This window comes from Massilia aurea, from assembly GCF_014200505.1.
Taxonomy (GTDB): domain Bacteria; phylum Pseudomonadota; class Gammaproteobacteria; order Burkholderiales; family Burkholderiaceae_D; genus Telluria; species Telluria aurea_B.
The window spans coordinates 506696-533448 of the sequence record NZ_JACHBX010000003.1 but is presented as its reverse complement, the minus strand read 5'-3'; the positions used below and the strand labels follow the sequence as shown (position 1 = coordinate 533448).

General features: G+C 64.0%; 29 protein-coding genes. 17 read left to right on the top strand and 12 right to left on the bottom strand.

Annotated elements, in window-relative coordinates:
• Nucleotides 1-703 precede the first annotated feature (703 nt).
• Entirely contained in the window at nucleotides 704-1417 is a 714-nt protein-coding gene (locus tag HD842_RS16220) for an HPP family protein (protein ID WP_221290652.1), read from the bottom strand.
• Nucleotides 1418-1449: 32 nt separating this feature from the next.
• Between HD842_RS16220 and HD842_RS16215 the strand changes: the two genes are divergently transcribed.
• On the top strand, nucleotides 1450-1905 hold the full coding sequence (locus tag HD842_RS16215; RefSeq protein WP_183555758.1) for a LysR substrate-binding domain-containing protein: 456 nt from the start codon (nucleotides 1450-1452) through the stop codon (nucleotides 1903-1905).
• Between the two features lie 46 nt (nucleotides 1906-1951).
• Here the strand turns inward: HD842_RS16215 and uraH are convergent, their stop codons facing one another.
• Nucleotides 1952-2389, bottom strand: a complete 438-nt coding sequence (gene uraH, locus HD842_RS16210; protein WP_183555757.1) for a hydroxyisourate hydrolase — start codon at nucleotides 2387-2389, stop codon at nucleotides 1952-1954.
• 55 nt (nucleotides 2390-2444) lie between these two features.
• Nucleotides 2445-2945, bottom strand: coding sequence for a GlcG/HbpS family heme-binding protein (locus HD842_RS16205; protein ID WP_183555756.1), 501 nt, complete (start codon nucleotides 2943-2945; stop codon nucleotides 2445-2447).
• A 130-nt stretch (nucleotides 2946-3075) separates the two neighbouring features.
• On the opposite strand from HD842_RS16205, the gene HD842_RS16200 reads away from it, so the two are divergent.
• The 6 genes from HD842_RS16200 (at nucleotide 3076) to rfbC (ending at nucleotide 8830) form a co-directional block, all read left to right on the top strand.
• Entirely contained in the window at nucleotides 3076-3747 is a 672-nt protein-coding gene (locus HD842_RS16200) for a heavy metal response regulator transcription factor (protein WP_183555755.1), read from the top strand.
• Nucleotides 3744-5141: a heavy metal sensor histidine kinase gene (locus tag HD842_RS16195; RefSeq protein WP_183555754.1), complete on the top strand. Its 1398-nt coding sequence runs from the start codon at nucleotides 3744-3746 to the stop codon at nucleotides 5139-5141. Before HD842_RS16200 ends, HD842_RS16195 begins: the two co-directional genes overlap by 4 nt.
• Before the next feature lie 275 nt (nucleotides 5142-5416).
• Nucleotides 5417-6493: a dTDP-glucose 4,6-dehydratase gene (rfbB, locus tag HD842_RS16190; protein ID WP_183555753.1), complete on the top strand. Its 1077-nt coding sequence runs from the start codon at nucleotides 5417-5419 to the stop codon at nucleotides 6491-6493.
• Nucleotides 6490-7395: a dTDP-4-dehydrorhamnose reductase gene (gene rfbD / locus HD842_RS16185; protein WP_183555752.1), complete on the top strand. Its 906-nt coding sequence runs from the start codon at nucleotides 6490-6492 to the stop codon at nucleotides 7393-7395. Before rfbB ends, rfbD begins: the two co-directional genes overlap by 4 nt.
• Before the next feature lie 8 nt (nucleotides 7396-7403).
• A complete protein-coding gene (gene rfbA, locus HD842_RS16180) occupies nucleotides 7404-8285 on the top strand; it encodes a glucose-1-phosphate thymidylyltransferase RfbA (protein WP_183555751.1) in 882 nt (293 codons plus the stop codon).
• Nucleotides 8285-8830, top strand: a complete 546-nt coding sequence (gene rfbC / locus HD842_RS16175) for a dTDP-4-dehydrorhamnose 3,5-epimerase (protein WP_183555750.1) — start codon at nucleotides 8285-8287, stop codon at nucleotides 8828-8830. The genes rfbA and rfbC overlap by 1 nt, the downstream gene beginning before the upstream one ends.
• A 33-nt stretch (nucleotides 8831-8863) precedes the next feature.
• Here rfbC and HD842_RS16170 read toward each other — a convergent pair whose 3' ends face one another.
• The 4 genes from HD842_RS16170 to HD842_RS16155 all read right to left on the bottom strand — a co-directional run bounded on the left by HD842_RS16170 (nucleotide 8864) and on the right by HD842_RS16155 (nucleotide 13720).
• Nucleotides 8864-9571, bottom strand: a complete 708-nt coding sequence (locus tag HD842_RS16170) for a potassium channel family protein (RefSeq protein WP_229424789.1) — start codon at nucleotides 9569-9571, stop codon at nucleotides 8864-8866.
• The gene (locus HD842_RS16165; RefSeq protein WP_183555749.1) at nucleotides 9561-10889 is read right to left on the bottom strand and encodes a TrkH family potassium uptake protein; all 1329 of its coding nucleotides are present in this window, start codon (nucleotides 10887-10889) and stop codon (nucleotides 9561-9563) included. The genes HD842_RS16170 and HD842_RS16165 overlap by 11 nt, the downstream gene beginning before the upstream one ends.
• A complete protein-coding gene (nhaA, locus tag HD842_RS16160) occupies nucleotides 10886-12118 on the bottom strand; it encodes a Na+/H+ antiporter NhaA (protein ID WP_183555748.1) in 1233 nt (410 codons plus the stop codon). Before nhaA ends, HD842_RS16165 begins: the two co-directional genes overlap by 4 nt.
• A gap of 240 nt (nucleotides 12119-12358) precedes the next feature.
• Nucleotides 12359-13720, bottom strand: a complete 1362-nt coding sequence (locus HD842_RS16155; protein WP_183555747.1) for a chloride channel protein — start codon at nucleotides 13718-13720, stop codon at nucleotides 12359-12361.
• Nucleotides 13721-13905: 185 nt separating this feature from the next.
• Between HD842_RS16155 and HD842_RS16150 the strand changes: the two genes are divergently transcribed.
• Both HD842_RS16150 and HD842_RS16145 read left to right on the top strand, forming a co-directional pair.
• Entirely contained in the window at nucleotides 13906-15276 is a 1371-nt protein-coding gene (locus HD842_RS16150) for a DUF1800 domain-containing protein (RefSeq protein WP_183555746.1), read from the top strand.
• A 3-nt stretch (nucleotides 15277-15279) separates the two neighbouring features.
• Complete coding sequence (locus HD842_RS16145; protein ID WP_183555745.1) at nucleotides 15280-16425, top strand: DUF1501 domain-containing protein; 1146 nt, start codon at nucleotides 15280-15282, stop codon at nucleotides 16423-16425.
• Nucleotides 16426-16443: 18 nt separating this feature from the next.
• Here HD842_RS16145 and HD842_RS16140 read toward each other — a convergent pair whose 3' ends face one another.
• The 5 genes from HD842_RS16140 to flgA all read right to left on the bottom strand — a co-directional run bounded on the left by HD842_RS16140 (nucleotide 16444) and on the right by flgA (nucleotide 19873).
• Complete coding sequence (locus HD842_RS16140) at nucleotides 16444-16764, bottom strand: hypothetical protein (RefSeq protein WP_183555744.1); 321 nt, start codon at nucleotides 16762-16764, stop codon at nucleotides 16444-16446.
• Nucleotides 16765-16860: 96 nt separating this feature from the next.
• Entirely contained in the window at nucleotides 16861-18096 is a 1236-nt protein-coding gene (locus HD842_RS16135) for a GGDEF domain-containing protein (protein ID WP_183555743.1), read from the bottom strand.
• Nucleotides 18097-18269: 173 nt separating this feature from the next.
• A complete protein-coding gene (locus HD842_RS16130; RefSeq protein WP_183555742.1) occupies nucleotides 18270-18740 on the bottom strand; it encodes a flagella synthesis protein FlgN in 471 nt (156 codons plus the stop codon).
• 3 nt (nucleotides 18741-18743) lie between these two features.
• Nucleotides 18744-19058 (bottom strand): flagellar biosynthesis anti-sigma factor FlgM, encoded by a 315-nt coding sequence (gene flgM, locus HD842_RS16125; RefSeq protein ID WP_183555741.1) that lies wholly within the window; start codon nucleotides 19056-19058, stop codon nucleotides 18744-18746.
• Between the two features lie 116 nt (nucleotides 19059-19174).
• Entirely contained in the window at nucleotides 19175-19873 is a 699-nt protein-coding gene (gene flgA / locus HD842_RS16120) for a flagellar basal body P-ring formation chaperone FlgA (RefSeq protein WP_183555740.1), read from the bottom strand.
• 167 nt (nucleotides 19874-20040) lie between these two features.
• On the opposite strand from flgA, the gene flgB reads away from it, so the two are divergent.
• From flgB to HD842_RS16080, 8 genes are all read left to right on the top strand, one after another.
• Complete coding sequence (gene flgB, locus HD842_RS16115; RefSeq protein ID WP_183555739.1) at nucleotides 20041-20457, top strand: flagellar basal body rod protein FlgB; 417 nt, start codon at nucleotides 20041-20043, stop codon at nucleotides 20455-20457.
• Nucleotides 20458-20468: 11 nt separating this feature from the next.
• Nucleotides 20469-20870 (top strand): flagellar basal body rod protein FlgC, encoded by a 402-nt coding sequence (gene flgC / locus HD842_RS16110; RefSeq protein ID WP_183555738.1) that lies wholly within the window; start codon nucleotides 20469-20471, stop codon nucleotides 20868-20870.
• A gap of 20 nt (nucleotides 20871-20890) precedes the next feature.
• Nucleotides 20891-21607 (top strand): flagellar hook assembly protein FlgD, encoded by a 717-nt coding sequence (locus HD842_RS16105; protein WP_183555737.1) that lies wholly within the window; start codon nucleotides 20891-20893, stop codon nucleotides 21605-21607.
• A 41-nt stretch (nucleotides 21608-21648) separates the two neighbouring features.
• Entirely contained in the window at nucleotides 21649-23202 is a 1554-nt protein-coding gene (locus tag HD842_RS16100; protein ID WP_183555736.1) for a flagellar hook protein FlgE, read from the top strand.
• A gap of 160 nt (nucleotides 23203-23362) precedes the next feature.
• A complete protein-coding gene (flgF, locus tag HD842_RS16095; protein WP_183555735.1) occupies nucleotides 23363-24103 on the top strand; it encodes a flagellar basal-body rod protein FlgF in 741 nt (246 codons plus the stop codon).
• Between the two features lie 64 nt (nucleotides 24104-24167).
• Nucleotides 24168-24950, top strand: coding sequence for a flagellar basal-body rod protein FlgG (flgG, locus tag HD842_RS16090; RefSeq protein WP_183555734.1), 783 nt, complete (start codon nucleotides 24168-24170; stop codon nucleotides 24948-24950).
• Between the two features lie 15 nt (nucleotides 24951-24965).
• A complete protein-coding gene (locus HD842_RS16085; RefSeq protein WP_183555733.1) occupies nucleotides 24966-25613 on the top strand; it encodes a flagellar basal body L-ring protein FlgH in 648 nt (215 codons plus the stop codon).
• 12 nt (nucleotides 25614-25625) lie between these two features.
• Entirely contained in the window at nucleotides 25626-26738 is a 1113-nt protein-coding gene (locus tag HD842_RS16080; protein WP_183555732.1) for a flagellar basal body P-ring protein FlgI, read from the top strand.
• Nucleotides 26739-26753 lie beyond the last annotated feature (15 nt).

The window sequence follows — 26753 nt, the reverse complement described above, 5'->3', positions numbered from 1 at the left end:
CAACGGCTGCAGTAGTAATAGTCAGAATGAAACCAGTGAGCAAAATTGGACCAAGAGCGCTACTGTCGCCGCTGATGCCCTCCCAAAGAAGTGAGAAAACTGCGCCTGCAGCTGTGACAGCGATTGGCCGCAACCAATGCTTGTTTCGAAAGCGGAAAATGAGGAATAAGGTCACGATAGCGACCAGGGCTAAGGGAGCGACCCAGTGCCAACGTATTTCAGTCATGTCGAGCGATTGAATCCAAGGTGGAGTTTAGTCAGTCGGCCAGCGTAGTAGATTGCCGAGCTAAAATCCGGCGACTACCGTGATCTGCAGGAATCGTACCTGAGCCGAAGTTCAGGCAGAGATTTCATCGCGCAGATTATTGTTCATGCTTTTTCTTGGACCATACGGCGGCGCAGGCGCCGCAAACGACTCCCACGAATGCAGCACGCGCCCAGTCAAATTCATGCGCCGTACTCAGGAAGCCAGTGTAGAGAAGTGTTCCAATGGCAGTTCCCGACCCGGTACTCAGAAAATTTTTCATATTTTGCAAGGTAATCCATGAGATGAGCACGATAAGGCTGGCGGTGTTACTAGCGTTCCGTCATGCCCGAATTTGGCCGCCCGCGTCAGTTTAGCAGGTCGTCAGGCTGAAAATTGCTGCCGGTCTCAACAGGCAGCAACCCAATCGAAGTGGCCTGTATTCCATCATCGCCCGTTTCAGGATGAATTGGATATGGTCATACGACGTCGCTGACTTTCCTGCGCCACTTCTTCCAGCACCGATTCCAGGTCATCGACATCGACATCCAGTATTTCGGTGCGCCTGAGTAATACCGCGTCAAGATCCGCACGTGTGAATATCTCCGTCGCGTCATGGTTGGCCGCAGGCGTCTTGTGAACCGCGCGGTGAGGATAGCGATGCCCGGTGAGCCTGTGATAAACCAGGGCGCCGGCAAGCAGGGCAACAGAATTGAGGCCGATCGGGAACAGCACGAATGCATAGCCAAGCGCATGAATCTTGCTGCCTCCCAGCACCGCGGTGATTGCCACCGCACCGGACGGCGGATGCACGCAGCGAAGCGAAAACATCAGCATGACCGTGACCGCCACGGCAACTGCTGCCGCCAGGAGCGGCATCGCAATCAGGTAAGCGCAGCTGACGCCTGTTACTGCGCCGATCAGATTTCCACCGATGATCGCCCATGGCTGGGCCAGCGGGCTTGCCGGTACGCCGAACAACAGCACGGCAGACGCGCCCAAGGGCGCTGCCAGCAATGGCAGATTGTCGATTGGTCCGCCGAAAAACCAGGCAATCACGCCCGTAAAGAAGATCCCGATCAGCGCGCCCAGACTGCTGCGTAACTGTTCACGAGGCGCTATTTGAATCGGGGCGGGAAGGAAGTCGCGACACCATTGCTGAAAGGACGACAAGATGACATCTTTCTAAAAAATGAGGAGATTGTTTGGGTTGCGGGCTGCGAATATTCGACTACACACCGGTGTACGAAGAACAGCTCGGCTTCGTGACCGGCGCCAGTCATCGACTCGCCGCCGGGTCTGCCGCGTTGCCGCTGGCGGCGTTCGTTGCCGAACCGCTGGTGTTGCTCAACAAGTCGTTCGCCACCCGCCAGCAAATCGATGCGTACTGCGCGTCCCACGGTATCGCGGCAAAGGTCGCCGTCGAAGTCAATGCCATCGGCGCGTTGGTCGAAATCGTTCGTCAGGGAACGCTGGGAACAGTTCTGCCCAACCCGATTTCTGCCGCCTATACCGATCTGCACGCGGTTGCGCTGCTGCCGCCAATGCCGTCGCGCTATGTCGTCTATGCCTGGCGCAAAGGGGCGTATCGCACGGCTGCAAGCAAAGCACTGGTCGACGTATTGACCGACCTGGTGCGGGATTTGACGTCAGGCGCCTGATGCTCTGTGCCGGCGCGCTGCTGATTGTCTTTCCCGCTGCACGGATTCAATTGCCGCGGTAAGTCGAATAGCCGTAAGGGCTCAGCAGCAGCGGCACGTGGTAATGCGGGACACTGCCGTCGGCCGTAAAGATGACAGGGATCTCGGGGAAGAACGTCGGGCTCTTGTGCTCGGCAAACCATTTGCCAGTCTTGAATGTGACCCGGTAAGTGCCGCGTACCATGGCCACGCCGGCGGGGAACAGGGCCGGGATGCGGCCCTGGGCATTGGTGACGCCTTCGCCGAGCATCGTCCACCCGTCTCCCACGCGCTGCTCAAGCGTCACAGCCACATCGGCTGATGGCAAACCGTCCTGCAGGTTGAGGACGTGGACGCTGAGCGGGTTGATCGCAGTGGCAGGTGCGACGGTGGTTGCGGCCGCGGCACTGGGGCAGTGCGCAGCAACGCCGAGGGTCATAACGAGCAGGGTCTGAAGGAATTTCATGCGTTCTCCGTAGGGGTAAGTGTAGAAATAAGCTGAACGTCAATGCCGCCAGCGATCAGGGTGTCTTGCGGAACACGTTGTCGATGGCGGCCTGTGCGCAGGCTTCGTCTGTGGCCGGTCCGCCGGCGCCGGCAATGCCGATGGCGCCAATGAGCTCGCCGTCAGCCATCAGTGGCACGCCACCACCGAGCAGCAGCAGCGTGTCGACGGTGTTCAGGTTGGCCGCTTCGGTGCTGGCGCGGGCATTGGCGGCCAGCAGGCGGGTCGCCGTTCTGGTTGACAGCGCCGTGTAGGCCTTGCGCTGGGCAGCGATCGTGTTGTGCGGGCCGACGCCATCATCGCGGCGCAGGGCAACCAGGTTGCCGCCGCGGTCGACCACGGCGGCGGCCAGCACCTTGCCGTCGGCATGGCAGGCAGCCATTGCTGCGTCAAGCAGGCGGCTGGCGCCATCGAGTGAAATAGTGCGGTGGGGTACGGTCAGCGGGGCGGCGGTGCTGGCCTGAGGGCAGGCCAGTAACAACGCGGTCAGCAAACCTGCAGGCAGTGGGTGGTACATGGAATCATCCCGGTGGTGTTCGAATGGCCGCATGGTACGCAGCGCCCGGCGACAACCAGATGACGGCCAGATGACAGTTTTGTCATCTGGCGCGCGGCGGGCAGTAAGATTGCGGCACAAGGAGCAGGCAATGCGCATACTGATCGTGGAAGATGAACGCAAGGCGGCCGACTACCTGCAAAAGAGCTTGCGTGAGTCCGGCTACATCGTCGAAGTGGCAAGTAATGGCTTTGACGGCCGTTACATGATCGAGGAGTTCGACTTCGATCTGGTGATCCTCGACGTGATGCTGCCGGGCATTGACGGCTGGGCGCTGCTGCAACTGGTGCGCGCCAGGTCGGCCACGCCGGTGATGTTCCTGACGGCGCGCGACGCCATCGAAGACCGCGTGCGCGGCCTCGAACTGGGCGCCGACGACTATCTGGTCAAGCCATTTTCGTTTGCCGAACTGCTGGCGCGCGTGCGCACGCTGCTGCGGCGCGGACCGCCGCGCGACATGCAGGAATTTCGCGTCGCCGACCTGCAGGTCGATGTGCTGCGCCGCCGGGTCACGCGTCAGGGTGACCGGATCACCCTGACGGGCAAGGAATTCGCGCTGCTGCACCTGCTGGTCAGCCGGGTCGACGAGGTGCTCTCGCGTGCGGTCATCGCCTCGCACGTGTGGCAGATGAATTTCGACAGCGACACCAACGTCGTCGATGTGGCCATCCGCCGCCTGCGCGTGAAAATCGACGATCCCTATCCATTGAAACTGATTCATACAGTCCGTGGCATGGGTTACATGCTGGGCGAGACGCCATGAGGCTTGCGTTCACGCCTCGTTCGCTGAGCATGCGCCTGGCGCTGTGGTTTGCCCTGGCAAGCGCGCTGCTGCTGGGGGCCATCGGCGTGTTCCTGTACCGGTCCCTGGCAAGCGAGCTGGCGTGGCGCGACGACATCGCGCTGGCAGGCCGGATCGATCGCATGCGCGCGCTGGTTGCCGACAGCGACAGTATCGAGGCGTTGCGCCGGCGCCCGCAGCTGTACGCCAACATGCTGGGCAACCGCGACAACGCCTTGTGGATGCTCGATGCCACGGGCCAGCTGCTGATCGCCGTGAATCCGGGCGGCCTGGCGCTGCCGTCCCTGCCGCCCGCGCCATCGATCCGCCTCACCGATGTCGCCACCCGCCAGGCGGCGCGGCTGGCCTGGGTCGATGTCTGGCAGGGCAACCGCCGTTTCACTGTGGTCGCCGCGAAGATGCTGGCTGAGCGCGAGCGCATGCTGGCCAGCTACCGCATGACCTTGGGGGCGGCGCTGGCCGGCGGGGCGCTGCTGTCGTTTGTACTGGGCTGGCTGATCAGCCAGCGCGCGCTGCGGCCTGTGCGGCTGATGGCGCAGCAGGCCGCCGCTGTCGACGTGCGGCGCCTGCAGCAGAACGTGGCGGTGAAGCTGACACCGGTGCCGCTGGAAGAAACGCAGGAACTGCAGCAACTGGGCGCAGCGCTCGACCAGATGCTGACGCGCCTGGCCGACGGCTTTGTCCAGCTGTCGCGCTTTTCTGAAGACCTTGCCCACGAGATGCGCACGCCGTTGCATAACCTGATGGGCCACACGGAACACGCGCTGCGCAAGCGCCGCAGCGCCGACGACTATGAACAGCTGCTGGCGTCAAATCTGGAAGAATACGAGCGCCTGGCGCGCATGATCGACAGCATGCTGTTCCTTGCGCGTTCGGAGCAGCCGGCCAGCAGCGTCACGCTTGAGACCATTGATCTGGCAGAGTTGTGCACCCAGCTGGTGGACTATTTCGAAGGCGTGGCCGAAGAACGCGGGATCAGCGTGGTGGTGCACGCGGCCGGCGAACTGGTTGCTGACCGCGCGCTGCTGCGGCGTGCCCTCGCCAATTTGCTGGCCAATGCGCTGCGTTATGGTGATGCCAAAGGTACGGTGACGATCCACACCCGCGCCGATGGCGACACGGTCAGCCTCGCCGTGCACAATACCGGCGCACCCATCCCGGCCGTCCACCTTCCGCACGTGTTCGAACGATTTTATCGTTGTGACCCGGCACGCAGCCAGGGCGGTGATTCGGGCGGCCTGGGACTGGCCATTGTCGCCTCGATCATGCATCTGCACGGTGGTGAAGCCCGGGCCGAAAGCAACGACACGGGCAATCGCTTCACCCTGGTGTTCCCGCAATCTGACGGGATGTAGCTGGTTCCACCCAGCCGGCCGCTTATTCGCGCGGCACACTTTCCAGCCAAATGTTAGTATTACCTCAATGAAACGTACGAAGCTATCCGGCATTGACAAAATACCTACAGTGCCGGGAGAATGTGCCGACATGTCACGTTTTTGCTATCTAGTCATCATAAAATAGTAGCAACAGTGCATGGATGGCCAGCGCCGTTCGTCCACGACAATTCTCAGGTTCGCGCAGCGCCCAGGGCGCCGCGCAGCCACCGATACCTTTACCAGGAACTGCAGGCATGACTATCCTCGTGACTGGCGGAGCGGGCTTTATTGGCTCGAACTTCGTCATCGACTGGCTCGCTCACAATGACGAACCCGTCGTCAACCTCGACAAGCTGACGTACGCCGGCAATCTTCAAAACCTGACGAGCCTGGAAGGCGACAGCCGCCACCACTTCGTGCGCGGCGACATCGGCGACGGCGCCCTGGTGGCGCGCCTGCTGGCCGAGCACAAGGTGCGGGCCGTGCTGAACTTCGCGGCCGAAAGCCACGTCGACCGTTCGATCGAAGGCCCGGGTGCGTTCATCCAGACCAATATCGTTGGTACCTTCAATCTGCTCGAAGCCGTGCGCGCTTACTGGAACGGCCTGGACGAGCAAGCCAAGGCTGACTTTCGCTTCCTGCACGTGTCGACCGATGAAGTGTATGGCACGCTGGGCAGCGATGCGCCGGCCTTCACCGAGCAGCACCGCTACGAACCGAACAGCCCGTACTCGGCGACCAAGGCAGCGTCCGATCACCTGGTGCGCGCCTACCACCACACCTACGGCCTGCCGGTCCTGACGACCAACTGCTCGAACAACTACGGCCCGTACCACTTCCCGGAAAAGCTGATCCCGCTCGTGATCCACAACGCGCTGGCCGGTAAGCCGTTGCCGATCTACGGCGATGGCCAGCAGATCCGCGACTGGCTCTACGTCACCGACCACTGCAGCGCGATTCGCCGCGTGCTCGAAGACGGCCGCCTGGCCGAAACGTACAACGTCGGCGGCTGGAACGAGAAAGCCAATATCGACGTCGTGCGCACGCTGTGCGCGATCCTTGACGAACTGCAGCCGCGCGCCGACGGCGCGTCGTACGCAACGCAGATGACGTTCGTGAAAGACCGTCCGGGCCATGACCGCCGCTATGCGATCGATGCCGGCAAACTCGAGCGCGAACTGGGCTGGCGCCCGGCCGAAACTTTCGACACGGGCATCCGCAAGACGGTCGAGTGGTACCTCGCCAATGGCGCCTGGGTCGAGAACGTCACCAGCGGCGCCTATATGGAATGGGTCGACCGCCAGTACACGGCAGAAAACGCTGCCGCATGAAGATCCTGCTACTGGGTAAAGATGGCCAGGTCGGCTGGGAACTGCAACGCGCGCTCGCGCCGCTGGGCGAACTGCGCGCGCTGGGCCGCGTCGACGCCGATTTCACCGATCCCGAATCGCTGCGCGCCGTCGTGCGCGCGTTTGCGCCCGACGTCATCGTCAACGCCGCTGCCTACACCGCGGTCGACAAGGCCGAAGCCGACGCCGCCATGGCGCACAATGTCAATGCTGTCTCGCCGGGCGTGCTGGCCGAGGAAGCCGCCGCCGGCAATGCCTGGCTCGTGCATTACTCGACCGACTATGTTTTTGATGGCACGAAAGAGGGCGCCTGGGTCGAAACCGACGCCGTCAATCCACTGTCGGTGTATGGCCGCACCAAGTACGATGGCGAGCAGCGCATTGCCGCCAGCGGCGCGCGCCACCTGATCCTGCGCACCAGCTGGGTGTTCGCACCGCGCGGCGGCAACTTTGCCAAGACGATGCTGCGCCTGGCCAAAGAGCGCGAGACGCTCAATGTGGTCGCTGACCAGCATGGCGCGCCGACCGGCGCCGAGCTGCTGGCCGACGTCACCGCGCTGGCGCTGCACCGCATCGCCGCGCCTGGCCTGGATGCGCAGCACCTGTCGGGTGTGTACCACCTGGCCGCCGCCGGCGCCACCACCTGGCATGCCTACGCCCAGCACGTGCTGGCGCAGGCGCAAAGCCACGGCGCCGTGCTCAAGGCCGGGCCGGACGCCGTGCAGCCGATCGCGGCCAGCGCGTTCCCGACCCCGGCCGCACGGCCCGCCAATTCGCGGCTCGACTGCAGCAAGTTCAGCACCAATTTCGGCGTGAGCCTGCCCGACTGGCGCCACCACGTCAACCGATTGATCGCCGAACTGTCGGCACAAGGAAACCTATGAGCAATGCTATGCAACGTAAAGGCATCATCCTCGCCGGTGGCAGCGGCACCCGCCTGCATCCGGCCACGCTGGCAATTTCAAAGCAGCTGCTGCCTGTCTTCGACAAGCCGATGATCTACTACCCGCTGAGCACCCTGATGCTCGGCGGCATTCGCGACATCCTGATCATCTCGACGCCGCAAGACACGCCGCGCTTCCAGCAGCTGCTGGGCGATGGCGCGCGCTGGGGCCTGAACCTGTCGTACGCAGTGCAGGAGTCGCCCGATGGCCTGGCGCAAGCCTTCATCATCGGTGAAGACTTCATCGGCAATTCGCCATCGGCACTGGTGCTAGGCGATAACCTGTTCTACGGCCACGATTTCAACCAGCTGCTCGAGCGCGCCGATGCCCGCACCGACTGCGCCAGCGTTTTCGCGTACCACGTGCAGGATCCAGAACGCTACGGCGTGGTGGAATTCAACGACGACGGCAAGGCGATCAGCCTGGAAGAAAAGCCGGCCAAGCCGCGCTCGAACTATGCAGTGACTGGCCTGTATTTCTATGATGAGAACGTCGCCAAAATGGCACGTACGCTCAAGCCGTCGCCACGCGGCGAGCTCGAGATCACCGACCTGAACCGCATGTACATGGACATCGGCAAGCTCGATGTCGAGATCATGGGGCGCGGCTACGCCTGGCTCGACACCGGCACCCACGAGTCGCTGCTCGACGCCGGCCAGTTCATCGCGACGATCGAACAGCGCCAGGGCCTCAAAGTGGCGTGCCCCGAAGAAATCGCGTTTCGCAAGGGCTGGATCAACGCCGCCCAGCTCGAAGAACTGGCGGCACCCCTGCGCAAGAACGGCTACGGCCAGTATCTGGTGCGCGTTTTGAATGAAAAGGTATTTTGATGCAGATTACTCGCTTGGCAATTCCAGACGTCCTGAAGATCGAACCGCGTGTGTTCGGTGACGACCGCGGCTTTTTCTACGAGAGCTTTCACCAGGCCCGCTTTGAAGAAGCGGTAGGCCGCAAGGTGTCGTTCGTGCAGGACAACCACTCGAAATCGACCAGCAATGTGCTGCGCGGTCTGCACTACCAGATCAAGCAGCCGCAGGGCAAGCTGGTGCGCGTGGTCGCTGGCAGCGTGTACGACGTCGCGGTCGACCTGCGCCGCGCGTCGCCGACGTTCGGCCAGTGGGTCGGTGAAATCCTGTCGGCCGAGAACAAGGCCCAGCTGTGGGTGCCTGAAGGTTTCGCGCACGGCTTCGTCGTGCTGTCCGAAACGGCCGAGTTCGTCTACAAGACCACCGACTACTACGCGCCCGAGCACGAGCGCTGCATCGTCTGGAACGATCCTAGCCTGGCCATTACCTGGCCGATCAGCGCGACGCCATCGGTGTCGGCCAAGGACGAGAAGGGCACCATGTTCGCCACCGCGGAAGTGTTCGAGTAAGCGGTCGCTTAGCCCCAGGGCTTTGGCACGGCCCTACCGTTTCCTGCCTTTCTTCTCGCCGCCGGCGAACAGCTCGATCTTCTTGGTCGGGCCCGACACGATCAACAGGTCGCCCGGCAGGATGCGGGTCTCGCCCAGCGCATGCTGGAAATCCTCGTTGAGCCGTTTCACCCCCACCACCGTGACGCCAAAGCGCGCACGCACGTGCGACTCGGCCAGCGTGAGGTTGTGCGTCTCGGCCGGTGCATTGATCTTCGCGATCGCAAACCCGTCCTCGAACTCGATGAAGTCCATCAGCCGCCCGGTGATCAGGTGGGCCACGCGCGCGCCCATGTCGGCTTCGGGGTAGACCACATGATGGGCGCCGATGCGCTGCGCGATCTGGCCGTGCTCGGGCGTCATCGCCTTGACCCAGATATCCTTGATGCCCAGTTCGGACAGCACCATCAGCGTCATCAGGCTGGCGGCGAGATCCGAGCCGATGGCGACGATGGCGTGCGAAAAGTCGGCCACGCCCAGCTGCAGCATCACGTTCTCGTTGGTCGAATCGGCCTGCACGGCGTGCGTGAGGCGCTCGCTCCAGAGCTGCACCAGTTCTTCCTTGCGGTCGATGCCCATGACGTCGTGCCCCAGGCGCATCAGCGATTGCGCCACCGCGCCGCCGAAGCGGCCCAGGCCGATCACGACGACGCTGTCGCCCGCCGAAAAGGCGAACTGTTCTGTGAAAATTCTACCCAACAATTGGATGGTCCTCCGGATAACGATAGGGCATGCGCCGCTTGCCCAGGACAAGCGAGGTCGCGAGAGTGATCGTGCCGACCCTGCCGATGAACATGAGTAAGGCCAGTACCACCTGGCCGGATGCCGGCAGCTGGGCCGTGATGCCGGTGGACAGGCCGGCGCTGCCAAAAGCGGCGATGACTTCAAAGATAATCTGATCGGTCGGGAAATGCGAGATCCGCAGCAGCGCCAGCGTGCCCAGCGCCACGATCACGCTTCCCAGTACCAGCACGGTAACCGCCTGGCGCTGCGCCGCCATCCCCACCCGGCGGCCGAAGGCCTCGGTATCGGACTGGCCGCGCGCTTCGGCCACCACGAGCAGGACCAGGATCATGACAGTGGCGACCTTGACGCCGCCCGCCGTGCCCGCGCTGCCGCCGCCGATGAACATCAGCAGATAGTGCAGCGCCCAGGTCTCGGGCGTCAGCGCGCTGTAGTCGACGGTGTTGAAGCCCGCCGTGCGCGATGCCACCGAGATGAACATGCTGTTCATCAGCTTGTCGGGCGTTGACAGGGCGCCCAGCGTGGCGGCGTTGTTCCACTCGAACAGCAGCACCGTGGCGAAGCCGCCCACGAGCAACATCAGCGTGCCGGTGAGGGTGAGCTTGGTGTGCAGCGACCAGTGGCGCGGATCGCGCAAGCGGTGACGCAGGTCGTGCAGCACCGGAAAACCAATGCCGCCGACCACGATGGCCACCATGATCGGCAGCAGCACCAGCGTGTCGCTCGCATAGCGGGTGAGGCTGTCGGCGTGCAGCGAAAAGCCGGCATTGTTGAACGCCGAAACGGCGTGGAAGAGGGCGCTCCACGCCGCATCGCCCCACGCCAGATCGTGCCCGGCGCGCAGCCGTACGAACAGGATGCCGGCGATCACGAGTTGCAGCAGCACCGACACGGTCAGTACGACCCGGGCCACGCTCGCGATGTCGCCCATGCCGAGCGAGCGCGTCTCGGTCTGCGCGATCAGGCGCGTGCGCAGGCGCGACGAGCGGTTGACCATCAGGCCGAGCAACGTGGCCGCCGTCATCATGCCGAAGCCGCCCAGCTGGAACAACACCATGATCGACGCCTGGCCGAAGCCCGACCAGTAGGTGCCCGTATCGACCACGGCCATGCCGCTGACGCACACGGCCGATACCGCCGTGAAGAACGCCACCATGAACGGCGCGCCATGGCCGCTGGCGCTGGCCAGCGGCAGCATCAACAGCAGCGTGCCGGCCAGGATCGCGCCTGCAAACAGCAGGACGACGACCCTGGCCGGATGCAGGATGGTGGTCATGCCGCCCGGGCTGGCCCGGTGTCCGTGGCGCCGTCGTCGAAATCCATGGTGTCCGGGTCAAGATCGCCTTCGGCCGGCGCGCCGAACAGCTTGAGCCAGACGAAGCCCAGGACGCCCGCCGTCAGCGACGCCGCCAGAATCGCCATCTTCGACGCGTTGATGATCTCGGCCTCACCGACAAACGCCAGGTTGGTGATGAAGATCGACATCGTGAAGCCGATCCCGCCCAACAGGCCCGCGCCGATCACGTGGCGCCATGCCAGGTCGAGCGGCAAGCGGCATACGCCGAGCATCACGGCGGCAAAGGTGAACAGGAAGATGCCCACCGGCTTGCCAGCGACCAGGCCGGCGATGATGCCCAGGCTGTTCGACGACATCAGCTCGCCGGCCCAGCCAGCGCCGATCACGATGCCGGTATTGGCCAGCGCGAAGATCGGCAGGATCAGGAAAGCGACCGGCGTGTGCAGCACGTGCTCCATCCGGTGCGCTGGCGACGCGGGATCGTCCTGCGTGTGCGAATACGGAATGGTGAAGGCCAGCAGCACGCCGGCAATCGTCGCGTGCACGCCCGACATCAGCATCAGGAACCACATCACCGCGCCGCCCAGCAGGTAGGGCCACAGCGCCAGCACCTTCAGGCGGCGGTTCATCACGAACAAGGCGACGAACATGCCCAGCGCACCGACCAGGTAGCCGACCTTGAGCTCTGCCGTATAGAACACGGCGATGACGATGATGGCGGCCAGGTCATCCATGACGGCCAGCGCGGTCAGGAAAATCTTGAGCGACGCCGGCACGCGGCTGCCCAAGAGGGCTAGCACGCCCAGCGCGAACGCGATGTCGGTGGCCATTGGAATCCCCATGCCCGGCTGGGTGTGCGTGCCGCCATTGAGCGTGAAGTGAATCAGCGCCGGCACCGCCACACCGCCCGCCGCGGCAATGATCGGCAGCAGCGCATTGCGCAGGTCGGACAGCTCGCCATTGTTCAGTTCGCGCTGCAGTTCGAGGCCAATCAACAGGAAGAAGATGGCCATCAGTGCATCGTTGATCCACAGCTCGACGCTGAGGCCAGCCAGGTTGATCTGCCAGAACGCCAGGTAAGGCGCACCCCACGGGGAATTGGCGACCAGCAGCGACAGGATGGTGCACAGGATCAGGACCGTGCCGCCCGCCTTGCCGGACGCGGCGAATGCCTTGAACGTGTTCGATAGACGCTTTTCAATGCGCATGGTGGTTCTCCAAAAGTGCTTGGGCGTCATCTGGCAACCCCCGTGTTGGATGAGGCGGCGCAGCTGCTGCTGGCGTGCGAGTGGAGTGCGGCGTAAGGTGCAGGTGCATGGTGGTCGCGTAGTAGCCCGCGTGGCGGCCCGACCAGCGCAAATCCTGTCATGCCTGGCGGCATGAACACCCTGGTCGGATTATAACGTAATCAATCGACAAGCCGCCCACGCTTTGGCGCGGGCGGCGCGTCATGGCGCACGCTCTGGCGGCTCGCCCGGGCTTGCCGGGTGAACTGGGCGCGGCGGCAACTGGATCGTCGCGAGTGCACTGTACAGCGGCGGCGTGAGCACGCGCGAGACTGTACTGGCAACGACCGCGCAGGCCATCAGGCTGAGCACCATGCTGTGGCCATCAACCATTTCCATGACGATGATGAAGGCCGTCAGCGGCGCCTGCGTGGCGGCCGCCAGAAAGCCCACCATGCCCAGCGCGATGAGCGCCGCGCTGTACGGGTAACCGGTGAGCGAGGCGATGTTCTGGCCCATGGCCGCGCCAATGGACAGCGATGGCGCGAAGATACCGGCCGGCACGCCCGACCAGGCGGTCAGCCAGGTCGCGACAAACTTGAAGAGCGCAAACGCCGCCGGCACATTGGCTTCGTTCTCCAGCAGGCTGCGTGTGGCTTCGTTGCCACTGCCATAGGTCGCTCCACCACTGAGCACCCCAATGACCGCGATCAGGAAACCGCAGCCCAGTGCGAAGCGTACCGGATAGCGGGCGCGCCAGCGCGTGGGCAGGTCGGGCGAGACGCCCCGCAGGCTGGCGATCAGCACGCGCGCGAACAGGCCGCCTGCAAAACCGCAGACGACGGCGGCGAGCAAGCCCGGCCACAGCAGCGACAATCCGATCGGTCCCGGATGGATGACGCCGAAGTGCGGGCCGTTGCCGTGAACAGACACGGCAATCAGGCCGGCCAGCACGATCGCCGCGACGATCAGGCCGCTGTTGCGCTGCTCGGGCGCACGCGACAATTCTTCGATCGCGAACATGATCCCCGCCAGCGGCGTGTTGAACGCGGCCGCAATCCCCGCAGCGCCGCCCGCCACCAGCAGCGAATGGGCACTGATGCCGCTGCCGCGCGGCAGCCAGCGGCGCGCGGCGAGCATCACGCCGGCAGCGATCTGGACCGACGGGCCTTCACGCCCCAGTGACAGGCCGCCCAACAGGCCCGCCGAGGTCAGGCCAATCTTGGCGAAGCTGATTTTCAGGGACACGAGCAGGGGCCGCCGGCCGCCGGAAATAGCCGGGTCGAGCGCCGCCATCACTTGCGGAATGCCGGAGCCGCCCGCGCCGCGCACGAAGCGCCGGGTAACCCAGACGATGGCGGCGCACAGGAGCGGGGTCCAGATCAGGGGCACCCACCAGGCGAAATCGGCGATCTTGTTGAACTGGGCGAATGCCGATTCGGCCAGCCAGGTAAACGCCACGACCACGAGGCCGGCGATGGAGGCCGTGCCGACGACAACGATGCGGGTGCGCCAGAGATTGGCAGAAATGAGTTCGCGTTTAAAGGCGGAGCGTACGTCGTGCGGGGAGGGGTCGTGGGACATGGTGGGCTCGAGGGGACGAGGCCACATTATATAGATTTGTGCGAATGTATTTGCGCCCACACTGTTGTAATGACACAAATATAAAAGAAATTCTGCACGCATTACCGTCCAGGCGGTTACGGACAGTTACATCCCATACAGGCCGGTATGGCCTGCCAGGGCAGTTACGGTTCTATACTCGGGCCATGATCAACGATTCCATTGCGCGCAACCGCCTGGGCCTCGGTGCGCGACCGGACGACAAGCCCGTTGCCGATCCACGGCGCTGGTTGCTGGCGCAGCTCGACGATTACGAGCCATTGCCGCCGCCATGGCGCGCCATCGAGCGCACCTCGATGCGCGTGGCGCAGTGGACCGAGCAGCAAGCCGCCATCCGCAGCGCACCCGAGGCGCAGCGTGCCAGCGTCCGTGCAGACTACCAGCGCGCGGGCAGGGCAGCCTATCTGGCCGGCGTGGAGGCGCGCACCAACAGCGCCCTGCAGAGCAGCACGCCGTTCGTCGAGCGCTTGACCCACTTCTGGGCCAACCATTTTGCAATCTCGGTCGACAAAGTACCGGTGCTGGGCTTTGCCGCCAGCTTCGAGGCCGATGCCATTCGGCCCCATGTACTGGGGCGGTTCGAAGATCTGCTGCTCGCCACGGCGCGCCATCCCGCCATGCTGCTGTATCTCGACCAGTCCGTATCGACCGGGCCGGACAGCGTCGCTGCGCGCCGGGCCAGCGCGAAAGCGCCGGATCGCCCGACCCGTGGCCTGAACGAAAACCTGGCGCGTGAAATTCTCGAACTGCACACGCTGGGCGTGCGCAGCGGCTATACCCAGGCCGACGTGCTGGAATTCGCCCGCGCACTGACCGGCTGGACGCTGCCTGGCCAACAGTCGCCTGAGGACGCCGCGCAAACTTTCCGGTTCCAGGCAAACCAGCACGAGCCCGGCGTGCGGACGGTGCTTGGTCGCAGCTATGCCGACGATGGGCAGCAGCAGGCAACGGCCATCCTGCGCGACCTGGCCCGGGCGCCGTCCACCGCCAGCCACATCGCCACCAAGCTCGCGCGCCATTTCATCACCGACGATCCACCGCCGGTACTGGTCAAGCGGCTGGCCGACCGGTTTCTGCAGACCGGCGGTGACCTGCCGGCGCTGTACCGCGAACTGGTGAGCGCAGCCGGTGATGTGCCGCCAGTGGCCGCCAAGTTCAAGTCGCCCTGGGACTGGACGCTGTCCGGTCTGCGCGCCATGGGCGTGCAGACCGTGCCGGCGGCGCGCATCCAGTTTCTGACGGGCCGGCTTGGCCAGCCCGTCTGGCGGCCTGGCTCGCCAGCCGGTTATGGCGACGTGACTGCCACCTGGGCGGCCCCCGATGCGCTGCTGCGCCGGGTAGAAATCGCACAGCGCCTGGCCACGGAGTTTGGCGGCAAGATCGATGCGCGCGCGTTGGCGCCGCGCGTGCTGCCGGGTACCTTGAGTGGCGCGACCGCCACCGCGATTGCACAGGCAGAAAGCCCGGCCAATGCGCTGGCGTTGCTTTTGGCATCGCCTGAATTCCTGAGAAGGTAAAACATGCTCAACCGACGAGGTTTTATTTCCAGCGCCGCCGCATTGCTTGCCGCGCCCCGCATCGCATTTGCAGGCGCCGACACCGAGCGCCGCTTCGTGTTCATCATCCAGCGCGGCGCTGCCGATGGCCTGCACACGCTGATCCCTTATGCCGATCCCGCGTATGCCAGGTTGCGCGGTGCGCTTGCCATCGATCCCACCGAAGCATTGAAGCTGGACGGCACGTTTGCGCTGCACCCTTCGCTGACCGGCATCGCCGGGCTATACAAGGCAGGGCAGGCCAGCCTGTTCCATGCGGTGGCGTCACCGTACCGCGATCGCTCGCACTTCGACGCGCAAAATGTTCTCGAGACGGGCGGCAAGGCGCCGTTCGACGTCAAGGACGGCTGGATGAACCGGCTGGCCGGCATGCTGCCACGGCGCAGCAATCAGGCGATCGCGTTTGCGCCCACACTGCCGCTGGCGCTGCGTGGCGCGATCGATGTCGCGTCGTACGCGCCATCCGGCCTGCCGCATGCCAACGACGATCTGCTGCTGCGCGTGCAGAAGCTGTATGAAGGCGATGCCCAGCTGAGCGGACTCTGGTCGACGGCGCTCAAGGCCCAGGGCATGGCTGGTACGACCGAGGGCAGCAAGGGCCAACAGTCGCCGGTCGAACTGGGCAAGACCGCTGCCGGCTTTCTTGCGCGCGCGGACGGCCCCCGGATTGCCATGATCGAAACCAACGGCTGGGATACGCACAGTGCGCAAAAAGGGCGCATGGCCACGCAGCTGAACAATCTCGATGACTTGATCAGCGGCTTGCAGCAGGGCCTTGGCGATGCATGGCGTCAGACAACGATTCTCGTTGCCACCGAGTTCGGGCGCACCGTCGCGGCAAATGGTACCGGCGGGACCGACCATGGGACGGCGTCGGCTGCCATGCTGATTGGCGGTGCGGTCAAGGGAGGCAGGATCGTTGCCGACTGGCCCGGGCTGGCGCCTGGGGATTTGCTCGACAATCGCGATCTCAGGCCGACGCTCGGCCTGGATGCGCTGGTAGCGCACGCGTGCGCCGAAGCGTTTCAGCTGGATCCGGAACGCACGGCGCGCGTCTTGTTTCCCGGTTCGACGCCGGGAACGTCATCGGCGCGCCTGTTGCGCGGCTAATAACTGTATGAACGGCAATCAGTCCTGGCGCGTCGGCGTATCTGTCCCGCCATCGGCTGCTTCGCCATCCGGCTCGCCCGGCGCCTTGGGGCGCGAGCCACCCGGTACGTCACCGGTTGCCTGCCCGTGGCTGGCTTGGGGTGCGCCAGCAGGGCCGACATTGCTCTCTGGCGAGGCCTTCGCAAAATTGCTGTTGATGCCCGATTGGCTGGTGCCCTTGGCAGGATGACCGATGCTCGAGTCACCGTCGGCATCGTTGGCCACGAAGCCCGCATATGAATCAGGTCCGCCATCGCGCAGGCCGGTGTCTTTAGGGGCGTTGGTGTTGTCGTTATTCATGCAGTTCTCCTGGATGCGTTGATATGCAATGCAGTTGGGTGCATGGCGCCGACTTCCCAATAGGAGCAAAGAGCGTCCCGACGTAGGACTGGTCGCTCAGCGGCTGGCGCTGACCTTCGACGCCGGCCGCACGACGTGCAGTGGCGGGGCCAGTGCAATTACCTGGTCGCGGCCCGCCGACTTGGCGGCGTACAGCGCAGAGTCCGCGCGCGCCAGCGTCGTCTTGAACGGTTCCCCGTCCAGCGTGACGGTCGCGCCGATACTCAGCGTCAGCCGGCGTTGCGCGGCCGGCATCGTGCTGGTGACCGCGCGCAGCGCTTCCGCCAGTGCCTTGCCCACCGCACTCGCGCGCGCCAGGTCGGCGCCCGGCAGCAGTACCGCGAATTCATCCCCGCCCAGGCGCGCGATGCAGTCGACGGCGCGCAGCGTCTCGCGCGCGCTGGTGGCCACCAGTTGCAAGGCGATGTCGCCCGCTTCGTGGCCGGCGCTGTCGTTGATGGCCTTGAAGTGGTCGAGGTCGATCAGCATCAGGGCCAGTGGCTGGCGCCGGTGCCGGGCGCGCGTCGTCTCGCGTTCGGCGATCTCGAAGAACGCCTTGCGCGACCAGGCGCCGGTCAGGTGGTCGTGGTTCGCGATGTATTCGGCCTGGTACACGATGTGGCGGTGCAGGGTGAGCAGGCCGCCGAGGGTCAGTGCCGGCAATGCCAGTGCAGCCACGGTCAGGATCGCCAGGCTGGCCGTACTTGGCTGCAGCAGCGAAGTCGGTGGATTGGCCGCGATCAGCAGAAAGAGCATGCGCACCCCGTGCCCGCCCGCGACCAGCACGCACATGAGCAGCACGAAGCGCTGCACGTGCTGCTGTCCGGGGCCTTGCAGATGCACCTGGCCATGCGAGCGGCGCTGCTGCTCGCCGCGCCCGGCGAGCACGCTGTGCGCGATGTCGATGCAGATGCCGGCCTGGAACAGCGAAACGACGGCGCTGCGCAGCATGAACGAATCGAACCAGTCATGAAATACCACGGTCAGGATGCCGACCGCAGCGACCAGCAACGCCAGCGTCCTGACATGGGCCTGGCGGCCGGACAGCTGGCGATAACCGGCGGCAAGGGCCGCGCCGGCGCCGGAATATGCCATGTTTGCTATTTCGTAGCCCAGCAGGGTCGGCAGCTCACGGCCAAAGGCATACAGCAGGTTGCCAAGCAGTCCCAGCAGCGCGGCGGCGCGCATTGCACGCATGCCGCGCAGGGATTGCGAGCCGGCCGACACCAACGCAAGATAGACAAGAAAGCAAAGCAGGGACGCGATCAGGAAGATCTGCTGAGTGGCGAGCATGGCGAACGGGCCTGGCGCACTGGGATGCGCAGTGGTGGACAAGGGGGGACAAACCGAACTGAGCCGGTATTATGCCGTCGTTGTATCCAGGCCGGGCGCTTATTTGGCGCCGTTGTTCAATTACTTAATATTAACGTGGCAAGCCGCTGGGGCGGTCTTGCCCGCGGCGGCCTTCAGCCGATGACGTAGCGTTTCGAGACGCCCACGCCCATGGTCTGGCCACTGGCGCCGTAGATGGTGCCGGTCGGTGCATTGGTAGGGGTGCGCAGGGCGTTGAGCACGCCCTGGTTGTGCGCCAGCTGCTTGTTGATCAGCATGCCATTGACGCGGTTGAGTTCTTTTGCTTCGCGCGCAGCATCGAGCATGCGCTCCCATTGTTGCCGTACGTCGCCGTCGTCATTGACTGCCAGCCAGGGTTCCATGCCTGCTTCCGATGCATCGCAGCCCGCCGCGGCCAATGCCGCGTGGCGCTGTTGCGACAACGAGGCCAGATCGGCCAGCATCGCATTCTTGCGCGTGGTCAGCTCGGCCAGGGTGTCGGCATCGAGCGACACCAGGGATTGCTGCTCTTGCTTCATCAACGCCAGGAGGGCGGTGAGGTGATGGTATTCGGCGGCGAGGGTCTGGAACGGGCTGGTGGTCATGGTTTAGCGTTGTCTCGAATGGAGCAAGTCGCGTACGGTGTCTAGCAAGCCGTCAGCCACTTTCTCGGAGTTGACTTGGAACTGGCCATCGGCGATGGCCATCTTGATACGTTCTACTTTCTTGGCGTCGAATACGGCTGCGCCGCCACCGACGCTGCTTGCCATGGCCTGGCCTTGCGGTGACAGGCGCACGCTGTCGGTTTGCGCACCGGTCAGGGGCGCGGTCGTTGCTGCCTTGTCGGCGCCACGCGCATTGTTCGTCTGCGTGGTGGCGGGTTGAAGGCCTGGGTTGCTCTTGAGTGTATCGTTGATTTTCACGGCTTCATCCTTCTCGGTGCGCGGAGCACAAGCTCCGGGATCTGCTTATTGTAACGGCCACGCCTTTACAAACTTTAGCAATCAGCACCGATTTGGCGAAGAGAAGATCGCAATTGTTATAAAACGATTTCCACGGTCCCGCCATCGCGCGCGGTGCCGCTGATGATCCGGCCGGCCGTCGTGCGTACCTGGACGATCTGGCCATCGCTGGCATTGTTGATGGCCTTGGCTTCGCTGCTCACCGAAAAGTTCGAGCCGCGCGATACCAAGCGCACCGCCTGGCCCTGCTTGATGACGGCCTGGCTGCGTAGCGCGTCCACCCGCAGCGCGGTACCGGCCGGCAGCGACACGGTGGGCGCACGGCCCAGCGCCTGCGCCATATCTGTGATGATCCCGTTGGGCATGGCGGCGATATCGCCTTTTACCATCACCAGCTGACCCGGCACCAGCGGCTGGCCCTGCGCCAGGGGCACGCCGGCGGCGACATACTCGGCCACCACGCTGACCTGGGCCTGCACATACATCGTCCACGCCGGCGCCGTGCAGCGCACGCCCACCGTCGTCTTGCCCCAGGGGCGGGCGCCCGGCTGCTGGAAGGCTTCCGGGGCCGGGCAGGCGGGCAGGCTCAGGCGCTGATCGATCGCGCCGACCGTCACGCTCACCTGGCCCGGCAGGCCGGCGCTCTGGGTGGCCAGGAACTGCTCCACCACGGCGCGCACGGCCTCGGGTTGCTGGCGGCTGTTTGCCCCCTGCTGGGCCTGGGCGCCACTGTATACAAGTGCCAGCAGCGAAAAAGCGACAAGTTGTGATGTCATGGTCTGGAGTTCGGGCTGAAATTCGGGAATGCTGCTATCTTAGGTCGAATGATTCCCTAGTGAAACTTTGAATAGCGGGGGGAATGTCCGCTCTTCTCCGTCGATTGGTGTAGCGAACCGAACCGTATGATCGCTTCTGTCCCAACAAAGAACAGCCCGGAGGCGGCATGATCGGCAAACTCGACGACTACATGCGTTTTAATGAAACGGCATTGTCCCTGCGCTCGCAGCGCCAGGAACTGCTGGCGTCCAATATCGCCAATGCCGACACCCCGAACTACAAGGCGCGCGACATCGATTTCGCGGCAGCCTTGCAGGGCGCGATGGGAGGCGGCAAGCCGGGCGGTGCGATGAACACCACCAATAGCAACCACATGGCGCGCGGCGTTGCCACCGGCGACACGCTGGCCAACGGCACGCCGGTGCTGTACCGCGGCGTGGTGCAGGGCAGCGTCGACGGCAATACGGTCGACATGGACGTCGAGCGCAATCAGTTCGCCGACAACGCGCTGCGCTACGAGGCAGGGATCAATATGATCAACAGCCAGATCAAGGGCCTCCTGAGCGCAATCCAGGGCCAATAAGGAAACTCGCCATGTCGCTATTCAATATCTTTAATGTGTCCGGTTCGGCCATGAGCGCCCAGGCGCAGCGCCTGAATACGGTGGCCAGCAATCTGGCCAATGCCGACAGCGCCACGTCGCCGTCGGGCGAAGCCTACCGCGCCAAGTCGGTCGTGTTCGAGTCGGTGCCCACCGCCTCGGGCGCGACCGGCGTGCGCGTGCGCGAAGTGGTCGAAGATCCGTCGCCGCTCAAGCAGGTGTACGACCCCAAGCATCCGATGGCCGACGACAAGGGCTATGTATCGATGCCGAACGTGAACGTGGTCGACGAGATGGTCAATATGCTGTCCGCCTCGCGCTCGTACCAGACCAACGTCGAAACCATGAATGCAGCCAAGACCATGCTGCTCAAGACCCTGACCATCGGCCAGTAAGCGCCCCGTAGATCGATACCATGACCAGCCCAATTACCAGCTCGACCGCAACGTCCGATATTTCCAGCCTGCAGGCAACCATGAACGCCAAGGCGAAGACCGCCGAAGATGGCGTCCAGGCCGACACCGACAAGTTCATGACGCTGCTCGTGACCCAGTTGAAGAACCAGGATCCGCTCAATCCGATGGACAACGCGCAGATGACGAGCCAGCTGGCCCAGCTGCAGACCGTCACCGGCGTGAACAAACTCAATACCACGCTGGAGTCGCTGAAGGCCAGCTACCAGTCGAGCGAATCGTTGTCGGCGACCAATCTGATCGGCCACGGCGTGCTGGTCGAAGGCAATGGCATCCTGCTGTCGAAGAGCCAGGCGATCCTGGGCGTCGAGCTGGACAGCCCGGCCGACAAGCTGCAGGTCGTGGTCGTCGACAAGGCCACGGGCAAGGATGTGGCGGCGATCGATCTGGGCGAGCAGAAAGCCGGGATCGTGCCGGTTGCGTGGGATGGTATCCCCGACCCGAACAACCTGGACGCCAATGGCAAGCCGGTCGTGCTGCCAGATGGGAACTACACCTTCCGCGTGATCGCAACACGCGCGGGCGAACAGCTCACCGACGCCAAGACCCTGTCATTCGACAGCGTGGCCAGCGTCACGACGAATGGCAAGGACGGCGTCAAGCTGAACCTGCCGGGCAAGGGCGCTGTGTCCCTCGCCGACATCAAACAAGTTCTGTAAGCCAGGCCGCTTACTCTCTCACCTTATACTGGAGCATTACCATGTCTTTCCAACAAGGCCTGAGCGGCTTGAACGCTGCTGCCAAATCACTGGACGTTATCGGTAACAACATCGCCAACGCCAGCACAGTCGGCTTCAAGGGGTCGACCACCCAGTTTGCCGACGTCTACGCCAATGCGCTCAATGGCGCGGGCGGCATGACTGCCGGTATCGGCGTGAAAACTGCCGCCATCGCCCAGCAGTTCACGCAGGGTAACGTCGAAGCCTCGAGCAATCCGCTCGACATCGCCATCAACGGCGCCGGTTTCTTCCGTATCGAGCAGGCCGGTGTGACGCAATACTCGCGCAATGGCCAGTTCTCGCTCGACAAAGAGGGCTTCATCGTCAACGCCCAGGGCGCCAAGCTGACCGGCTACGGCCTGGGCGCCAACGGCCTGCTGGCCGCCGGCACCGCCGTACCGCTCAAGATCGATACCGCCGATCAGCCGCCGAAGGTCACGTCGGAAATGCAGATCCAGCTCCAGCTCGATTCGCGCGCCAGCACGCCGAAAAAGACCGAATTCGATCCGGCCGATCCAAACACCTACAACAAACAGGTGCCAATGAGCGTGTATGACACGCTGGGCAACTCCCATACGCTGTCGACCTTCTACGTCAAGTCGCCAAGCGGTGACGGCACCTGGAATGTCTATGCGGCCAAGGATGGCACCGAGCTCGGCGCCCTCGGTGCGATCGGCAAGGCCCAGACCGACCCGGCCGCCGTCACTGCCCGCACCGCCTGGGATACTGCCAGCAAGGTCGTGCCGCCAGTGGCCGCTAACCTGGCCACTACCGCTGCTGCCTACGGGAAAGCCGCCGCCGATGCCGTGGTTGCCGCTGCAAGTGTCATCGTCCCGCCTGCTACCGATGCCCCTGCCACGCCTGACAATCTGGCCGAAGTGCGCGCTGCCGCCGATGCCGCCGCAGCGATCCCGGGCGCCACCCCGGTGCAGATCGACGCCGCGATTGCCAAGGCACTCAAGATGGCGCCGCAATCGATCGGCACGCTCAAGTTCGACACCAATGGCGGGCTGAACCTGGCCAGCACGGGCACCGCAGGCAAGTTCCTGGACGTGAAAATTCCGATCGTGCCGACGACTGGGGCCGAACTGGTTCTGGAAGTGGATATCGACTTTGCCGGCACCACCCAGTACGGCACCACCACCAGCGAAAAGTTCCTGGCGCAGGACGGCTACAAGCCGGGTTCGCTGCAGCGCTTCTCCACCGGCGCAGACGGCAGCATCCTGGGCCAGTACAGCAATGGCCAGACCAAGGTCCTGGGCCAGGTCGTGCTTGCCAACTTCACCAATCCGAACGGCCTGCAGCCGCTGGGCAACAATGCCTGGGCCGAATCGTCGCAGTCCGGCGTTCCGCTGATGGGCACTGCCGGTACCGGTGGCCTGGGCGTGCTGCAAGCGTCGGCCACCGAAGCATCGAGCGTCGACCTGACCGCCGAGCTGGTCAACATGATCACCGCGCAGCGCGTCTACCAAGCCAATGCGCAAACGATCAAGACGCAGGACTCGGTGCTGCAGACGCTGGTGAACCTGCGTTAATGATTGATGATGCACGGTTGGATTGAACGCGTGGACGGCGGAGCCGTCCACCCTACGTTATCGATAATGTACGTTTGCATTGATCACGTAGGGTGGACGGGTTTCCCGTCCACGCGTCCAACCACCATTCGCACCGCCGCACCACACAAGGAATAAGACCATGGACCGCCTGATCTACACCGCCGCCTCCGGCGCCAAGCACATCCTCGAGCAGCAAGCCACGACGTCCAACAACCTGGCCAACGTGAGCACGACGGGCTTTCGCGCCCAGATCGACATGTTCCGCGCGGCGCCGGTGCAGGGGCCGGGCATGCCGACGCGCGCGTTCGTCGTCGACTCGACCGCCGGCAACGACTTCGCCGCCGGTCCGCTGCAGGCCACGGGGCGCGATCTGGATGTGGCGGTGAAAGGGCAGGGCTGGCTGGCGCTGCAGATGCCGGATGGTACCGAGGCCTACACCCGCAACGGTGCGCTCCAGATGAGCCCGAACGGCGTGCTGCAAACGCCGGGTGGCCAGACGATTGCAGGCGAAGGCGGGCCGATCACGGTCCCGCCCGACGCCACGGTGATGATCGGCAGTGACGGCACCATCTCGACCATCTCGAACGTCGACACGCCGGCTGCGCCGGCGGTAATCGGCCGCCTGAAGCTGGTCAATCCGCCCCAGGGCGACATGGTGCGCGGCGATGATGGGCTGTTTCGCGTCAAGAACGGCGCGCCTGTTCAGGCCGATCCGACCGTGCAGGTCGCAGGCGGAGCGCTCGAGGGCAGCAACGTCAATCCGGTCGATTGCATGGTCGACATGATTGCTCTGGCACGTTCTTTTGACACGCAAATGAGCCTGCTGAAGAACGCCGAGAACAACGCGGCGAAAGCCACCCAACTCCTCGCTTTGAATTAAGTGTTGCCGCTGCATAATTCTATTGTCCGTGGAGGCATTCGCCTGCCACCAATAGGAGAATGCAATGATCCGTTCGCTCTACATCGCCAAGACCGGCCTGGAAGCCCAGCAGACCAATCTCGACGTCATCTCGAACAACCTCGCCAACGTCAGCACCAACGGCTTCAAGAAGTCGCGCGCCGTGTTCGAGGACTTGCTGTACCAGAACGTGCGCCAGCCAGGTGCACAATCGTCCCAGCAGACCAATCTGCCGTCGGGCCTGCAGATCGGTACCGGTGTGCGCACCGTCGCTACCGAGCGCATCCACACCCAGGGTAATCCCCAGCTGACCGGCAACGACAAGGACGTGATGGTCAACGGTCCTGGCTACTTTCCGGTCCTGATGCCGGACGGCACCCAGGCCTACACCCGTGACGGCTCGTTCCAGAAAGACCAGAACGGTCAGCTCGTGACCTCGAGCGGCTTTGTCATCCAGCCGCCGATCACCGTGCCAATCAATGCCCAGTCGATCACGGTCGGCCGTGACGGCACCGTATCGGTCAATGTCGCCGGCGAAACCGGTACCACCCAGATCGGCGCCTTGCAACTGGCCACCTTCATCAACCCGGCCGGCCTCGAGTCGCGCGGCGAGAACCTGTACACCGAAACCACCGCCTCCGGTAACCCCAACCTGAACGTGCCGGGCACCAATGGCGCCGGCAACATCATGCAGGGTTATGTCGAATCGTCGAACGTCAACGTGGTCGAGGAAATGGTCGCGATGATCCAGACCCAGCGCGCCTACGAGATCAACAGCAAGGCGATCACGACATCCGACCAGATGCTGCAAAAACTGTCACAGCTTTAATTTTCTACAGCCATCATGAAAATCCTGACTTCGTTCGCTGCGCTGGTACTGCTTGCCGGTTGCGCCGCCACCCCCACCACCATCGTGCAGGGCCCGACCAGCGCGCGTCCGATGCTGGTCGACGGCGCCCCGGCTACCGATGGCGCGATCTTCAACGTCAACAGCTACCGGCCAATGTTCGAAGACCGCCGCGCCCGTCATATCGGCGACCTCTTGACCGTCAATATCAGCGAGCGCACGTCGGCGACCAAGGCCGGCGCGAGTTCGGGCAACAAGAGCGGCAGCGCGAGCTTCACCAGCCCGGGCTTGCTGGCTGGCGTGATTGGCGCCGGCGTGGCGCTGGAATCGGGCACCAAGTTTGCCGATGGCGACAACCAGAGCGCGTCGAACAATTTCACCGGCACGATCGGGGTGACCGTCACCGAAGTGCTGCCGAACGGTAACCTGATCGTGGCTGGCGAAAAGCAGGTCGCGATGAACAAGGGCACCGAGTTCATCCGCTTCTCGGGCATGGTCAGCCCCGACACGATCCAGGCCGGCAATATGGTCTCGTCCAACGTGATCGCCGATGCGCGCGTCGAATACCGCACCAACAGCCGACTCGATCGCGCCGAAGTGACGTCGATGCTGTCGCGGTTCTTCCTGTCGATGCTGCCGTTCTAAAAGGCCCTACCCATGCGTAAATTTGCTTCCGTTGTCCTGCTGGTTGCTGCCTTTGGCGGCATCGCCCCCCTGGCCCAGGCCGAGCGCCTGAAGGACCTGGCCACCATCGCCGGCGTGCGTCAGAACCAGTTGTCCGGCTACGGCATCGTCGTGGGCCTGGACGGCACCGGCGACCAGACCAGCCAGACGCCATTCACCGTGCAGTCGATCCGCGCGATGCTGCAACAGAAGGGCGTCAACCTGCCGGCCGGCACCCAGCTGCAACTGAAGAACGTGGCGGCCGTCATGGTCACGACCTCGCTGCCGGCATTTGCCCAGCCGGGCCAGACGCTCGACATCACCGTGTCGTCGATCGGTAACGCCAAAAGCCTTCGCGGCGGCACGCTGTTGATGGCGCCGCTGCATGGCGCCGATGGCCAGGTCTACGCCATGGCCCAGGGCAACCTGGTGGTCGGCGGCGTGGGCGTGCAGGCGCAGGGCGGCGGCGCGCAGGTGCAGGTCAATCACCTGGCCGTCGGTCGTATCTCGGCCGGCGCCACGGTCGAGCGCGCCGTCGCATCGAACCTGGGCGAGAACAACCAGATTCGCCTGGAGCTGAAAGAGACCGATTTCGCCACCGCCGCGCGTGTCGTCGACGCCGTCAACGACCAGTTCGGGCCTGGCATCGCCACGGCCCTGGACGGCCGTGTGGTGCGCGTGCGCACGCCGTCGTCGAGCGACCAGCGCGTCGCTTTCCTGGGCATGCTGGAACAGATCGACGTCAATCAGCCGCTGGCCTCGGCCAAGGTCATCATGAACGCGCGCACCGGGTCGGTCGTGATGAACCGCGCCGTGATGCTCGACAACTGCGCGATTTCGCACGGCAACCTGTCGATCACGATTGGCTCCGATACGCAGGTGAGCCAGCCGAACGCCCTGGCCGGCGGCCAGACCGTCGTCACGCAGAACCAGTCGGTCGAGATCAAGAAAGAACCCGGCCAGATGATCAACGTGAAGGGCGGGGCATCGCTGGCCGAAGTGGTCAAGGCGATGAACTCGATCGGCACCACCCCGCAAGACTTGCTCGCCATCCTGCAAGCGCTCAAGGCCGCCGGTTCGCTGCGCGCCGAGCTCGAAATCATCTAATTCAAGAGACACGCC